This window comes from Pseudomonas sp. BN607 (genome assembly GCF_029871175.1).
GTDB lineage: Bacteria > Pseudomonadota > Gammaproteobacteria > Pseudomonadales > Pseudomonadaceae > Aquipseudomonas.
Window position 1 is genome coordinate 168999 of record NZ_SSOE01000063.1, and the last position, 14747, is coordinate 183745.

Annotated in this window: 13 protein-coding genes; 10 read left to right on the plus strand and 3 right to left on the minus strand. The window is 61.3% G+C overall.

Going from position 1 to position 14747, the window contains the following annotated elements:
- Positions 1-83: 83 nt before the first annotated feature.
- A complete protein-coding gene (gene smpB / locus E8E68_RS20630; protein WP_110746131.1) occupies positions 84-566 on the minus strand; it encodes an SsrA-binding protein SmpB in 483 nt (160 codons plus the stop codon).
- Positions 567-729: 163 nt separating this feature from the next.
- Between smpB and E8E68_RS20635 the strand changes: the two genes are divergently transcribed.
- Entirely contained in the window at positions 730-1164 is a 435-nt protein-coding gene (locus E8E68_RS20635; RefSeq protein WP_110746133.1) for a type II toxin-antitoxin system RatA family toxin, read from the plus strand.
- 62 nt (positions 1165-1226) lie between these two features.
- On the opposite strand, the gene bamE is transcribed toward E8E68_RS20635, so the two are convergent.
- Complete coding sequence (bamE, locus tag E8E68_RS20640) at positions 1227-1763, minus strand: outer membrane protein assembly factor BamE (RefSeq protein WP_110746135.1); 537 nt, start codon at positions 1761-1763, stop codon at positions 1227-1229.
- A gap of 97 nt (positions 1764-1860) precedes the next feature.
- Here bamE and fur point away from each other — a divergent pair, with 97 nt between their 5' ends.
- The gene (fur, locus tag E8E68_RS20645; RefSeq protein ID WP_110746137.1) at positions 1861-2265 is read left to right on the plus strand and encodes a ferric iron uptake transcriptional regulator; all 405 of its coding nucleotides are present in this window, start codon (positions 1861-1863) and stop codon (positions 2263-2265) included.
- A 190-nt stretch (positions 2266-2455) separates the two neighbouring features.
- On the opposite strand, the gene recN is transcribed toward fur, so the two are convergent.
- Positions 2456-4129 (minus strand): DNA repair protein RecN, encoded by a 1674-nt coding sequence (gene recN, locus E8E68_RS20650; RefSeq protein WP_280344280.1) that lies wholly within the window; start codon positions 4127-4129, stop codon positions 2456-2458.
- A 192-nt stretch (positions 4130-4321) separates the two neighbouring features.
- Here recN and grpE point away from each other — a divergent pair, with 192 nt between their 5' ends.
- From grpE to E8E68_RS20690, 8 genes are all read left to right on the plus strand, one after another.
- Positions 4322-4879, plus strand: a complete 558-nt coding sequence (grpE, locus tag E8E68_RS20655) for a nucleotide exchange factor GrpE (RefSeq protein ID WP_110746141.1) — start codon at positions 4322-4324, stop codon at positions 4877-4879.
- A 101-nt stretch (positions 4880-4980) separates the two neighbouring features.
- Entirely contained in the window at positions 4981-6906 is a 1926-nt protein-coding gene (dnaK, locus tag E8E68_RS20660; RefSeq protein ID WP_266031254.1) for a molecular chaperone DnaK, read from the plus strand.
- Between the two features lie 197 nt (positions 6907-7103).
- Complete coding sequence (dnaJ, locus tag E8E68_RS20665) at positions 7104-8228, plus strand: molecular chaperone DnaJ (protein WP_110746145.1); 1125 nt, start codon at positions 7104-7106, stop codon at positions 8226-8228.
- A 13-nt stretch (positions 8229-8241) separates the two neighbouring features.
- On the plus strand, positions 8242-9045 hold the full coding sequence (gene dapB, locus E8E68_RS20670) for a 4-hydroxy-tetrahydrodipicolinate reductase (RefSeq protein WP_266031257.1): 804 nt from the start codon (positions 8242-8244) through the stop codon (positions 9043-9045).
- Between the two features lie 326 nt (positions 9046-9371).
- The gene (gene carA, locus E8E68_RS20675; protein ID WP_110746147.1) at positions 9372-10508 is read left to right on the plus strand and encodes a glutamine-hydrolyzing carbamoyl-phosphate synthase small subunit; all 1137 of its coding nucleotides are present in this window, start codon (positions 9372-9374) and stop codon (positions 10506-10508) included.
- Between the two features lie 105 nt (positions 10509-10613).
- Entirely contained in the window at positions 10614-13835 is a 3222-nt protein-coding gene (carB, locus tag E8E68_RS20680; RefSeq protein WP_110746149.1) for a carbamoyl-phosphate synthase large subunit, read from the plus strand.
- On the plus strand, positions 13832-14314 hold the full coding sequence (gene greA, locus E8E68_RS20685; protein ID WP_003249939.1) for a transcription elongation factor GreA: 483 nt from the start codon (positions 13832-13834) through the stop codon (positions 14312-14314). The genes carB and greA overlap by 4 nt, the downstream gene beginning before the upstream one ends.
- Positions 14292-14741, plus strand: coding sequence for an MFS transporter (locus tag E8E68_RS20690; RefSeq protein ID WP_110746151.1), 450 nt, complete (start codon positions 14292-14294; stop codon positions 14739-14741). The genes greA and E8E68_RS20690 overlap by 23 nt, the downstream gene beginning before the upstream one ends.
- Positions 14742-14747 lie beyond the last annotated feature (6 nt).

Consider the following 14747-nt stretch of genomic DNA (forward strand, 5'->3'; position numbering starts at 1 on the left):
GGGTAGGCGCCGGGCTTGAACCTGGTGCCATTCCTGTGGGAGCGGGCGTGCCCGCGAAGAGGCCAGAACAGGCTGAAGAGTGGTTACTCTTCCTTGCCTTTGTTCCGCACAGCCCGCTGCAGCTCGCGGTTGGAATCGCGTTCGCGCACGGTATCGCGCTTGTCGAATTCCTTCTTGCCCTTGCCGAGTGCGATTTCGCACTTGATCAGGTGCTTGCTCCAGTACAGCGACAAGGCCACGCAGGTGTAACCCTTTTGCGCGACCGCAGCTTCCAGCCGTTCAAGCTCGCGCTTGTTCAGCAGCAGCTTGCGGGTGCGGATAGGGTCGGCGATGACGTGGGTGCTGGCCGTGGTCAGCGGGGTGATGTGGCTGCCGAACAGCCAGGCTTCGCCGTCCTTGAGCAGCACGTAGCTGTCAACGAGGTGCGCCTTGCCGGCTCGCAGGCTTTTTACTTCCCAACCGGACAGGACCAGCCCGGCCTCGAACTTGTGTTCGATGAAGTAATCGTGTCGCGCCTTCTTGTTTTGCGCGATGGTCCCGGTCGGATGTTTCTTTTGCTTAGCCATAGGGGCCGCATTATAGGCAACTCGAAGCGTCGTCCGCTACGGGATTTCGGTGTGCTTGAGCCACCGGAATGAATACCGGACAATACAAGGCCTGTCATACGTACAGAACCTGTTTTCGGCACGCTGCGAAGCACCGCCACCCAGCCTTGGAAGTGACGCCTGGATGACTACCCATATTCAACGCTCCGCCCTGCTGCCTTACCCTGCCCAGGCGCTCTACGATCTGGTCAACGATGTGGCCAGCTACCCTGAGTTTTTGCCGTGGTGCTCGGCCTCGACGGTGATCGAAGCCGGCGACACCCACATGCGCGCCAAGCTCGAGGTGGCCAAGGGGGGCATGAGCCAGCACTTCGTGACGCGTAACGTACTGGTGCCGGGGCAGTCCATCGAGATGAACCTGGAGGAGGGGCCGTTCACCCAGTTGCATGGTGTTTGGGTGTTCAAGCCGCTGGGCGAAAAAGCCTGCAAAATCAGCCTGGACCTGTCCTTTGATTACGCTGGGCCGATTGTGCGCGCCACCTTGGGGCCGCTGTTCAACCAGGCAGCCAATACGCTGGTTGATGCGTTTTGCCAGCGTGCCAAGCAACTGCATGCCTGACTGAGTACGCGACAACAAAAAAGCCCGGAACAAGTCCGGGCTTTTTTGCATCTGCGTGCCGATTACTGGGTTTCCAGCGGTGCCGGAGTCGGGACCGGGGTGGTCTCGATGGTATCGATCTCGCGCTGGATGGACTCTTCGGTCGAACCAGGTTTGGCTGGCTTTTCTTCAGGCTGAACAGCAGGCTGCTCGGTCTGGCCTGGCTCGGTGGCCGGGCTGACCGTGGTGTCGCCGCTGCCACCCAGGATTTCCTGGTCGCGGCTGACGCCCGGCATGAAGTCGCCAGACAGGCTGACCAGCTGGTCGCTTTCGTTGAAGAAAATGCTCATGCGCTCCTGCTGGCGTTTGCCGCCACCAGGTTGCAGGCTGTACAGGTAATCCCACCGGTTGGTGTTGAAGGTGTCCTGAATCAGCGGGTTGCCCATGATAAACCTTACTTGCCGGCGGGTCATTCCGGGGCGTAATTGGTCTATCATGTCTTGCGTGACGACATTGCCCTGCTGGATGTCGATTTTGTAAACCCCGGGAAACGAGCAACCGGCGAGTGCGAGCAGTCCCGCGAGGGCGAGGCTGTTTAGCAAGAGCTTGGTGTTTTGCATCGGTGGGCGACTTCCACTATCTTGGCTGGACAACGTAAACCCCGATCATACCCGTATTAAGAGAAGCTGCGAAGCAGCATCGGCGAGAAAGCTGACCATGGTTGAAAATAGCGAATTGCGCAAAGCCGGTCTCAAGGTGACCCTGCCTCGAGTTAAGATCCTTCAGATGCTCGATTCTACCGAGCAGCGTCACATGAGTGCCGAGGACGTCTACAAGGCGCTGATGGAAGCTGGCGAGGACGTCGGCCTGGCCACCGTGTATCGCGTACTGACCCAGTTCGAAGCGGCGGGCCTGGTGGTTCGCCACAACTTCGACGGCGGCCACGCTGTGTTCGAGCTGGCCGATGGCGGTCACCACGACCACATGGTCAACGTGGATACCAGCGAAGTTATCGAGTTCATGGATGCTGAAATCGAGAAGCGTCAGCGTGAAATCGTGGAAGAGCACGGTTTCGAGTTGGTGGACCACAATCTGGTCCTGTACGTCCGTAAGAAGAAGTAACGATTTTTTCGTTACGGATGACAAAGGCGACCTTCGGGTCGCCTTTGTGCTTTCTGGGGTTGAAAAATGTGTTGCCCGTGCCGGCCTCTTCGCGGGCGCGCCCGCTCCCACAGGTACATCTCAGGTTTAAGATCCTGTGATCACCCTGTGGGAGCGGGCGTGCCCGCGAATCGCCCTGGGAAAGAAAGGATCAGGCCTTCCCGCTCACCACCATCTTGCGCGCATGGGCCAGGGATTCCTTGGTCAGGTCGATGCCGCCCAGCATTCGCGCCACTTCCTCGACTCGCTCGCGCTTGCCAAGGCTAGCCACGGCGGTATGGGTGGTGTCGCTGTTGCGTACTTTGTGCACGAACAAATGGTGATGCCCCTGCGCCGCCACCTGCGGCAGGTGGGTCACGGTCAGTACCTGGCCGCGCTCGCCCAGGCGCCGCAGCAGTTGGCCGACGATTTCTGCCGTTGGCCCGCCAATACCTACGTCAACCTCGTCGAACACCAGGGTAGGAATGCGCGAGGTCTGCGCGGTAATCACCTGGATCGCCAGGCTGATACGTGACAGTTCACCGCCCGACGCCACTTTCGCCAGGCCCTTGAGCGGCTGGCCAGGGTTGGCGCTGACCAACAGTTCGATCTGCTCCAGGCCATGGGGTGACAGTTCGGCGCCTTCGTTCGCTGTCAGTTCGATGCAGAAACGCCCGCCGGGCATGCCCAGGCGCTGGATTTCATGCTCCACGGCCACTGCCAGCTGCTGGGCAGCCTGCTGGCGCAGGGCGCTGAGTTCGCGGGCCTTCTCTTTATAGTGCTGGGCAAAGGCCGCCAGTTCTTCGCCAAGCTGCTCGATCGATTCGTCGCTGGCGTTCAGGCCTTCCAGCTCTTCCATCAGCTGTTGCTGCAGGTGGGGCAGCTCGGTCGGGTGCACGCGGTGCTTGCGTGCCAGTGTATAGATAGTGTCCAGGCGCTCTTCCAGTGCCTGCAGGCGCATCGGGTCGGCGTCGAAGTTGTCGAGGAAGCGATTGAGTTCACCCATGGCCTCCTCGACTTGAATCTGCGCGCTGGCGATCAGGTTGGCGGCTTCGCCCAGTGCCTTGGGCGAATTGGTGGCAGCGCCCAGGCGGTTGAGGCTGGCGGTGAGGGCGCTGAGCACATTCCCCGAATCGCTTTCGCTGCACTGGTCGATGACCTGCCGGCAGATGCCGAAAAGGGCTTCGGCGCTGGTCAGGTTTTTGTGTTCCTGCTCCAGTTGCTCCAGCTCGTGTTCACCCAGGCCGAGGTTGTCCAGTTCTTCCAGCTGGTAGCTCAGCAACTGATGGCGCGCGCGTTGCTCGTCACCGGAGTTGGACAGGCGCTCCAGCTCGAGGCGGGTCTGGTTCCAGCGTTTGGCGGCCAGTTGCACTTGGCGGGCCAGGTCGACCGCGCCGGCGTACTCGTCGAGCAGGCGGCGGTGGGTGTCGGTCTTGAGCAGTGACTGATGCTCGTGCTGGCTGTGGATGTCGATCAACAGTTCGCCCAGTGCCTTGAGGTCGCCAAGCGGGCAGGGCGTGCCATTGATGTAGCCACGGCTGCGGCCTTCGGCGGTGATGACCCGGCGCAGGATGCACAGGCCGTCGTTGTCCAGATCACGCTCGGCCAGCCAAGTGTGGGCCTCGGGGATGTCCACCAGGTCGAACGTGGCGAGGATGTCTGCCTTGTCGGTGCCGGGGCGCACCACGCCGCTGTCGGCACGGTCGCCCAGGGCCAGGCCGAGGGCGTCGAGCATGATCGATTTGCCAGCACCGGTCTCGCCAGTGATGACGGACATACCGCAGGCGATTTCGAGGTCGAGGTGCTCGACGATGGCGTAGTTGTGAATGGACAGGTGCACCAGCATGGGGGCGGCTCCCGAAAGTCAGGTCTGGTTATTTATACAGTACTTTTTTCAGGCCTGCCAATGCCCCTTGGCAGATTCTGTTTCGGGCTGGAAAACCACCTTGCCCCTTGAAGCTGGTTTTTCCGGCCCCATATAGCCGACATCCAAGGCGAGCCTGGCTCGCAGTCCACAAAATTGCGCAGGAGAGACCCCATGGCTGACGAACAGCTGAACGAAAAAGACCTTAATGTTGAAGAAACTGGTGCAGAAACCACTGCTGACGCCCGTGTTCTGGAACTCGAGGAACAGCTGGCCGCCGCCAAGGACCAGTCGCTGCGCGCTGTAGCCGACTTGCAGAACGTGCGCCGTCGCGCCGAGCAGGATGTCGAAAAGGCTCACAAGTTCGCCCTGGAAAAGTTCTCCAGCGACCTGCTGCCGGTGATCGACAGCCTGGAGCTGGCCTTGGCCCACTCCAGTGCCGAGGACGAGCACGTCAAGCAGATCCGCGAAGGCGTCGAGCTGACCCTGAAGATGTTCCAGGACATCCTCAAGCGCTACCACCTCGAAGCGGTCGACCCGCACGGTCAGCCATTCAACCCTGAGCACCACCAGGCCATGGCCATGCAGGAAAACGCCGAGGTCGAGCCAAACAGCGTGCTGAATGTGTTCCAGAAGGGTTACCTGCTGAACGGCCGCCTGCTGCGCCCCGCCATGGTGGTGGTCAGCAAGGCGCCGAGCGCGGCGCAACCCTCGATCAATGAAAAGGCTTGAAATCCTCCGGGGCATCCCCATCTAGGTGTCAAGCCTTCAAGTATTACCGCAGTTGGCCAAAGTAGTCGCTGCTACCAAATTCAAGTTTCGGGAGAGTTAACATGGGTAAAATCATCGGTATCGACCTGGGGACCACCAACTCGTGCGTCTCCATTCTGGAAAACGGTAACGTCAAGGTCATCGAAAACGCCGAAGGTGCGCGTACTACCCCTTCGATCGTGGCCTACGCCAACGACGGCGAAATCCTGGTCGGTCAGTCGGCCAAGCGTCAGGCTGTGACCAACCCGCACAACACCCTGTTCGCAGTGAAGCGCCTGATTGGCCGCCGCTTCGAAGAAGACGTCGTGCAGAAAGACATCAAGCTGGTGCCGTACAAGATCGTCAAGGCGAACAACGGTGACGCCTGGGTCGAGGCTGCTGGCAAGGAAATGGCTCCGCCGCAAATCAGCGCCGAAGTCCTGAAGAAAATGAAGAAGACCGCCGAAGACTACCTCGGCGAGCCTGTGACCGAAGCGGTCATCACCGTTCCGGCCTACTTCAACGACAGCCAGCGTCAGGCTACCAAAGACGCCGGCCGCATCGCTGGCCTGGACGTAAAACGCATCATCAACGAGCCGACTGCCGCTGCACTGGCTTACGGCATGGACAAGGCCAAGGGCGACCACACCGTCATCGTTTATGACCTGGGTGGTGGTACCTTCGACGTTTCGGTCATCGAAATTGCCGAAGTCGACGGTGAGCACCAGTTCGAAGTACTGGCTACCAACGGCGACACCTTCCTGGGTGGTGAAGACTTCGACATGCGCTTGATCGACTACCTCGTCGACGAGTTCAAGAAAGAGTCGGGCATGGACCTGAAGAACGATCCTCTGGCCCTGCAGCGCCTGAAAGAAGCCGCAGAAAAAGCCAAGATCGAGCTGTCGTCCGCTCAGTCGACCGACGTCAACCTGCCGTACATCACTGCAGACGCCACCGGTCCTAAGCACCTGAACGTGAAGATCTCCCGCGCCAAGCTGGAGTCGCTGGTCGAAGACCTGGTCAAGCGTACCATCGAGCCTTGCCGCATCGCCCTGAAAGACGCCGGCATCGACGCCAGCAAGATCGACGACGTGATCCTGGTGGGCGGTCAGACCCGCATGCCACTGGTGCAGAAAGAAGTTGCCGACTTCTTCGGTAAAGAAGCGCGCAAGGACGTCAACCCGGACGAAGCCGTCGCCATGGGCGCCGCCATCCAGGGTGCTGTTCTGGCCGGTGACGTGAAAGACGTGCTGCTGCTGGACGTCAGCCCGCTGACCCTGGGTATCGAAACCATGGGCGGCGTGATGACTGCGCTGATCGAGAAGAACACCACCATCCCGACCAAGAAGTCGCAGGTGTTCTCGACTGCCGACGACAACCAGGGCGCCGTGACCATTCACGTACTGCAGGGTGAGCGTAAGCAAGCTGCGCAGAACAAGTCGCTGGGCAAGTTCGACCTGGCTGACATTCCGCCAGCACCGCGTGGCGTTCCACAGATCGAAGTGACCTTCGACATCGACGCCAACGGCATTCTGCACGTAGGCGCGAAAGACAAGGCTACCGGCAAGACTCAGTCGATCGTGATCAAGGCCAACTCCGGCCTGTCGGACGAAGAAATCGAGCGCATGGTGCGTGACGCCGAGGCAAACGCCGAGGAAGACCGCAAGTTCGAAGAGCTGGCTGCCGCCCGTAACCAGGGTGATGCGCTGGTTCACTCGACCCGCAAGATGGTCGCTGACGCGGGCGACAAGGTCACCGCTGAAGAGAAAACCGCCATCGAGGCTGCCGTTGTTGCCCTGGAAGCCGCTGTCAAAGGCGACGACAAGGCCGCGATCGACGCCAAGGTCGAAGAACTGTCCAAGGTGTCTGCCCCGGTTGCTCAGAAGATGTACGCCGAGCAGTCGGCCGAGCAGCCTCAGGGTGGCGCGCAGCAGGCTGAACCGGAAGCCAAGCACGATGACGTGGTCGACGCCGAGTTCGAAGAAGTGAAAGGCGAAGACAAGAAGTAATCGTTGCATGTTGTCGGCCAGTTCATCGTCGTTTGCCGGTGAGCTGGTAGGATGTCGCCGCGCGGGGGCTTGCTCCCGCGTTGGCGTATCTGGAATTCGAGAATTTTTACAGCATCTGTCAGCGGCCCGTTCGGGCGAGTGGCAGGTGCTGATGGCGCGGCGCAGATGCCGGACGCCCAACAAGGTGCAAATGACCTATGTCCAAGCGTGATTATTATGAGGTACTGGGTGTCGAGCGCGGCGCCAGCGAGTCTGACCTCAAAAAAGCCTATCGCCGCCTGGCGATGAAATACCACCCGGACCGCAACCCGGGTGACAAAGAGTCGGAAGACATGTTCAAGGAGGCCAACGAGGCCTACGAAGTGCTGTCTGATGCCAGCAAGCGCGCGGCGTTCGACCAGTATGGCCATGCGGGTGTCGACCCGAGCATGGGCGGTGGTGGTGCGGGCTTCGGTGGCGCCAACTTCTCCGACATCTTCGGTGATGTGTTCAGCGACTTCTTTGGCGGTGGCCGCGGTGGCGGACGTGGCGGTGCCCAGCGCGGCAGCGACCTGCGCTACACCCTGGAACTGAACCTGGAAGAAGCGGTGCGCGGCACCACGGTCAGCATCCGTGTGCCAACCCTGGTCAACTGCCAGCCGTGCGACGGCTCCGGCGCCAAGAAGGGCTCGACCCCGTCGACCTGCCCGACATGCGGTGGCATCGGCCAGGTCCGCATGCAGCAGGGCTTCTTCTCGGTGCAGCAGACCTGCCCGCGTTGCCATGGCCAGGGCAAGATCATCACCGACCCATGCACCTCGTGCCACGGCGAAGGCCGTGTCGAGGAATACAAGACGCTGTCGGTCAAGGTGCCGGCGGGTGTCGACACCGGTGACCGCATCCGCCTGTCGGGCGAGGGCGAAGCCGGTACCCATGGTGGCCCGACTGGCGACCTGTATGTGGTGATCAGCGTGCGTGAGCACGAAATCTTCCAGCGGGACGGCAAGCACCTGTACTGCGAAGTGCCGATCAGCTATACCGATGCTGCCCTGGGTGGCGAGCTGGAAGTGCCGACCCTCGACGGTCGCGTGAAGCTGAAGATCCCGGAAGGCACCCAGACCGGCAAGCAGTTCCGCCTGCGTGGCAAAGGTGTGGCGCCGGTGCGTGGTGGTGGTGCCGGTGACCTGTTGTGCCGTGTGGCGGTGGAAACCCCGGTCAACCTCAGCCGCCGTCAGCGCGAGCTGCTCGAAGAGCTGCGTGACTCGCTGGAAGGCGACAGCTCGCACTCGCCGAAGGCCAGTGGCTGGTTCGATGGCGTGAAGCGCTTCTTCGGCGATCTCTGACAAGGAAAAAGCTATGCGACGTATTGCAGTGATGGGCGCGGCCGGGCGGATGGGCAAGACCCTCATCGAGGCCGTGCAGCAACAACCGGGGGGCGGGCTGACGGCAGCGGTCCATCGTCCGGACAGTTCGCTGGTCGGCGCGGATGCAGGTGAGCTGGCGGGGCTGGGGCGCATTGGCGTACTGCTGTCGGATGACCTGGCCAAGGTGGTTGATGAGTTCGATGTTCTTATCGATTTCACTCATCCGTCTGTCACCCTCAAGCACCTGGCGTTTTGCCGCAAGCACGGCAAGGCGATGGTGATCGGCACCACCGGTTTCAGCGTCGAAGAAAAGCAGTTGCTGGCCGAGGCGGGCAAAGACATTCCAATCGTGTTCGCCGCCAACTTCAGTGTGGGCGTCAATCTGAGCCTCAAGTTGCTGGACATGGCTGCGCGGGTGCTGGGCGATGATGTCGATATCGAAATCATCGAAGCGCACCACCGGCACAAGGTCGATGCGCCGTCGGGCACTGCGCTGCGCATGGGTGAAGTGGTTGCCAATGCGCTGGGCCGTGATCTGCAGGAAGTGGCCGTGTATGGCCGTGAAGGGCAAACCGGCGCGCGTGATCGCAAAACCATCGGTTTCGCTACCGTGCGTGCCGGCGATGTGGTCGGTGATCACACCGTGTTGTTCGCTGCTGAAGGCGAGCGCCTGGAAATCACCCACAAGGCCTCCAGCCGCATGACCTTCGCCAAGGGCGCCGTGCGTGCGGCGCTGTGGCTGGATGGGCGCGAGCCTGGCCTGTACGACATGCAGGATGTGCTCGAGCTGCGTTAAGCCGTTCGAGGGGTATTGGCTGCTTCGCGGGCTTGCCCGCTCCCACAGGTGCGGCGTTGTTCTTGGGCTGGTGCGATTCCTGTGGGGGCGGGCGAGCCCGCGAAGAGGCTGGCGTGGATGTCAGCCTGTCGCATCGATGTGTTTTAGAGACACATTCACGGTAGACCGAAAACGCACTTTTCTGTAAGCTATAGCTTTAGTGTGTCCACTAAAAGCGCGCAGCGAATTGAATTCAGCACATGAAAGCGGGGTGACGTGTCCATACGTCACTCCGCTTTTTTGCAACCTGCGATCGCCCTTTCATGCTTGATTTACGGGAGGTCTTCTTGACAAAGCCAGCCATACTCGCCCTTGCCGACGGCAGTATTTTTCGCGGTGAAGCCATCGGTGCCGACGGTCAGACCGTTGGTGAGGTGGTATTCAACACCGCTATGACCGGCTACCAGGAAATCCTTACAGACCCTTCCTACGCGCAGCAAATCGTTACCCTGACCTACCCGCACATCGGCAATACCGGTACTACGCCGGAAGATGCCGAGTCGAACCGTGTCTGGTCCGCTGGCCTGGTCATCCGTGACCTGCCGCTGCTGGCCAGCAACTGGCGTAACACCCAGTCGCTGCCTGAGTACCTCAAGGCCAACAACGTCGTTGCCATCGCTGGCATCGACACCCGCCGCCTGACCCGTATCCTGCGTGAAAAAGGCGCCCAGAACGGTTGCATCCTCGCCGGTGACAACATCAGCGAAGAAGCCGCCATCGCCGCCGCCCGCGGCTTCCCAGGCCTGAAGGGCATGGACCTGGCCAAGGTAGTTTCCACCAAGGAACGCTACGAGTGGCGCTCCAGCGTGTGGGAGCTGAAAACCGACAGCCACCCGACCATCGACGCAGCCGACCTGCCCTACCATGTGGTCGCCTTCGACTATGGCGTGAAGCTGAACATCCTGCGCATGCTGGTTGCCCGTGGCTGCCGCGTGACCGTGGTGCCGGCCCAGACCCCTGCCAGCGAAGTGCTGGCACTCAACCCGGACGGCGTGTTCCTGTCCAACGGCCCTGGTGACCCTGAGCCGTGCGACTACGCGATCCAGGCGATCAAGGAAATCCTCGAAACCGAGATCCCGGTGTTCGGCATTTGCCTCGGCCATCAGCTGCTGGCCCTGGCTTCCGGCGCCAAGACCGTGAAAATGGGCCACGGCCACCACGGTGCCAACCACCCGGTCCAGGACCTGGACACCGGTGTGGTCATGATCACCAGCCAGAACCACGGCTTCGCCGTTGACGAGGCAACCCTGCCGGCTAACGTTCGCGCCATTCACAAGTCGCTGTTCGACGGCACCCTGCAGGGTATCGAGCGTACCGACAAGAGCGCGTTCAGCTTCCAGGGCCACCCTGAAGCGAGCCCAGGCCCGACTGACGTCGCGCCGCTGTTCGATCGTTTCACCGATGCCATGGCCAAGCGCCGCTGAGCATCCTGCTTCAAGGCCCCGGGCCGGCACACGCCGCGCCCGGCAGCGCCTGACCCAGATTGTTCAAAGCGGCTTGCCGACTGACCCCGGATTTGAGTGACCACCATGCCAAAACGTACAGACATCAAAAGCATCCTGATTCTCGGTGCCGGCCCGATCGTGATCGGCCAGGCCTGCGAATTCGACTACTCCGGCGCCCAGGCTTGCAAAGCCCTGCGCGAAGAAGGTTTCCGCGTCATCCTGGTGAACTCCAACCCAGCCACCATCATGACCGACCCGGCCATGGCTGACGCCACCTACATCGAGCCGATCAAGTGGCAATCGGTGGCCAAGATCATCGAGAAAGAGCGCCCGGACGCCGTCCTGCCGACCATGGGTGGCCAGACCGCCCTGAACTGCGCCCTGGACCTGGAGCGCCACGGCGTTCTGGAGAAGTTCGGCGTAGAGATGATCGGTGCCAACGCCGACACCATCGACAAGGCCGAAGACCGCTCGCGCTTCGACAAGGCCATGAAGGACATCGGCCTGGAGTGCCCGCGCTCCGGTATCGCCCACAGCATGGAAGAGGCCAATGCGGTCCTCGAGAAGCTCGGCTTCCCATGCATCATCCGTCCATCGTTCACCATGGGCGGCACTGGCGGCGGTATTGCCTACAACCGTGAAGAATTCGAAGAAATCTGCACCCGTGGTCTGGACCTGTCGCCGACCAAGGAACTGCTGATCGACGAATCGCTGATCGGCTGGAAAGAGTACGAGATGGAAGTGGTCCGCGACAAAAAGGACAACTGCATCATCGTCTGCTCGATCGAGAACTTCGACCCGATGGGCGTGCACACCGGTGACTCGATCACTGTTGCCCCGGCGCAGACCCTGACCGACAAGGAATACCAGATCATGCGCAACGCCTCGCTGGCGGTGCTGCGTGAAATCGGTGTGGAAACCGGCGGTTCCAACGTCCAGTTCGGCATTTGCCCGAATACCGGCCGCATGGTCGTCATCGAGATGAACCCGCGCGTTTCGCGTTCCTCGGCGCTGGCATCGAAGGCCACCGGCTTCCCGATCGCCAAGATCGCCGCCAAGCTGGCCATCGGCTACACCCTCGACGAACTGCAGAACGACATTACCGGTGGCCGTACCCCGGCGTCCTTCGAACCGTCGATCGACTACGTCGTCACCAAGCTGCCACGCTTCGCCTTCGAGAAATTCCCGAAAGCCGACGCCCGCCTGACCACCCAGATGAAATCCGTGGGTGAAGTCATGGCCATCGGCCGTACTTTCCAGGAATCCCTGCAGAAAGCCCTGCGCGGCCTGGAAGTCGGCGCCTGCGGCCTCGACCCGAAAGTCGACCTGGCCAGCCCGGAAGCCGGCAGCATCCTCAAGCGCGAACTGACCGTGCCGGGTGCCGAGCGTATCTGGTACGTCGCCGACGCCATGCGTTCGGGCATGACCTGCGAAGAAATCTTCAATCTGACCGGCATCGATATGTGGTTCCTGGTGCAGATGGAAGACCTGATCAAAGAAGAAGAGAAGGTCAAGACCCTGGCCCTGTCGGCAATCGACAAGGACTACATGCTGCGCCTGAAGCGCAAGGGCTTCTCTGACCAGCGCCTGGCTGTGCTGCTGGGTATCACCGACAAGAACCTGCGCCGTCACCGCCACAAGCTGGAGGTGTTCCCGGTGTACAAGCGCGTCGACACCTGCGCCGCCGAGTTCGCCACCGACACCGCCTACCTGTACTCCACCTACGAGGAAGAGTGCGAGGCCAACCCGTCCACCCGCGACAAGATCATGATCCTGGGTGGCGGCCCGAACCGTATCGGCCAAGGTATCGAGTTCGACTACTGCTGCGTACACGCCGCCCTGGCGCTGCGTGAAGACGGTTACGAGACCATCATGGTCAACTGCAACCCGGAAACCGTCTCCACCGACTACGACACTTCCGACCGCCTGTACTTCGAGCCGCTGACCCTGGAAGACGTGCTGGAAGTCTGCCGCGTCGAGAAGCCGAAGGGCGTGATCGTTCACTACGGCGGCCAGACCCCGCTGAAGCTGGCCCGCGCCCTGGAAGAAGCTGGCGTTCCGATCATCGGTACCAGCCCTGACGCCATCGACCGCGCCGAAGACCGTGAGCGCTTCCAGCAGATGGTTCAGCGCCTGAACCTGCTGCAGCCGCCAAACGCCACCGTGCGCAGCGAAGAAGAAGCCATCCGTGCTGCTGGCAGCATCGGCTACCCGCTGGTCGTGCGCCCGTCCTACGTACTGGGCGGTCGTGCCATGGAGATCGTCTACGAGCTGGACGAGCTCAAGCGCTACCTGCGTGAAGCGGTACAAGTGTCGAACGACAGCCCGGTATTGCTCGACCACTTCCTCAACTGCGCCATCGAGATGGACGTGGATGCGGTGTGCGACGGCACCGACGTGGTCATCGGCGCGATCATGCAGCACATCGAGCAGGCCGGCGTACACTCCGGTGACTCGGCGTGCTCGCTGCCACCTTACTCGCTGAGCAAGGAAGTGCAGGACGAAGTCCGTGTTCAGGTCAAGAAAATGGCGCTGGAGCTGGGCGTGGTCGGCCTGATGAACGTGCAGCTGGCCCTGCAGGGCGACAAGATCTACGTGATCGAAGTCAACCCGCGTGCCTCGCGTACCGTACCGTTCGTGTCCAAGTGCATCGGCACTTCCCTGGCGATGATCGCGGCCCGCGTCATGGCTGGCAAAACCCTGAAAGAGCTGGGCTTCACCCAGGAAATCATCCCGAACTTCTACAGCGTCAAGGAAGCCGTCTTCCCGTTCGCCAAGTTCCCAGGGGTTGACCCGATCCTCGGCCCTGAGATGAAATCGACCGGTGAAGTCATGGGTGTCGGTGACAGCTTCGGTGAAGCCTTCGCCAAAGCCCAGATGGGTGCCAGCGAAGTGCTGCCGACCGGCGGTACCGCGTTCATCAGCGTGCGCGACGACGACAAGCCACAAGTGGCTGGCGTTGCCCGCGACCTGATCGCCCTGGGCTTCGAAGTGGTTGCTACTGCCGGCACCGCCAAGGTTATCGAAGCGGCTGGCCTGAAAGTGCGCCGTGTGAACAAAGTGACCGAAGGTCGCCCGCACGTGGTCGACATGATCAAGAACGACGAAGTTTCGCTGATCATCAACACCACCGAAGGCCGCCAGTCGATCGCCGATTCCTACTCGATTCGTCGCAATGCGCTGCAGCACAAGATTTACTGCACCACTACCATTGCGGCTGGTGAAGCCATCTGCGAAGCGCTGAAATTCGGTCCGGAAAAGACCGTTCGCCGCTTGCAGGATCTGCATGCAGGACTCAAAGCATGAGTATTACCAAGTACCCAATGACCGTCCAGGGCGCCCGCGCCCTGGAAGAGGAGCATCTGTTCCTGAGCAAGACCGAGCGCCCGCGCCTGAGCCAGGCCATCGGTGAAGCACGGGAACTGGGTGACCTCAAGGAAAACGCCGAATACCATGCCGCCCGCGAGGAGCAGGGCATGGTCGAGGCGCGTATCCGTGATATCGAAGGCCGTCTGCAGAATTCGGTGGTCATTGATGTGACCACTATCCCTCATACTGGCAAGGTGATTTTCGGTACCACCGTGGTACTGGCCAACACCGAAACAGATGAAGAGGTGACCTACCAGATCGTTGGCGAGGATGAAGCCGACGTGAAGCAGGGCAAGCTGTCGAGCGGCGCACCCATTGCCCGTGCCATCATCGGCAAGGAAGAAGGTGATACCGTCGTCGTCAAGACGCCTAGTGGCACGGTCGAGTACGAGATTGTCGAAGTCAAGCACATCTGACCGGCGCCTGCGGGCGCCATCCCTTGAGGGGATCCTCTGGCAACTGGCCCAGGTATTCTGGGTCGGAGGCCTGTGGGTGTTCCACGTGGGGCTGGTGCCTGCGCTCAAGGTCAGTGGCCTGGCGCCGCTGCTGGTGCAGGATATCGCCGGGCAGATCGACCGCTGGTTGATCGGCGTGGCGTTACTTGGCTTGTTGACCCAGCTGGCAGTGCTGGCAAGGGTGGACGGCCTGGCGGCCTGGTGGCGGCAGTTCCGGGGCCAGATGCTGTTGCTCGGCTTCGGTGCCTGCGTGGGGTACTACACCTTGCGCTACGGCATTTCCGTCGGCGAGCGCTGGCAGATGTTCTGCTTCTTGGTGCTGGGCTTTTCCGGCATTGTCCTGGTGGCCCAGCCGGTGCCGGTCAGGGCGCGTCCGACGCGCCACTGACCGGAG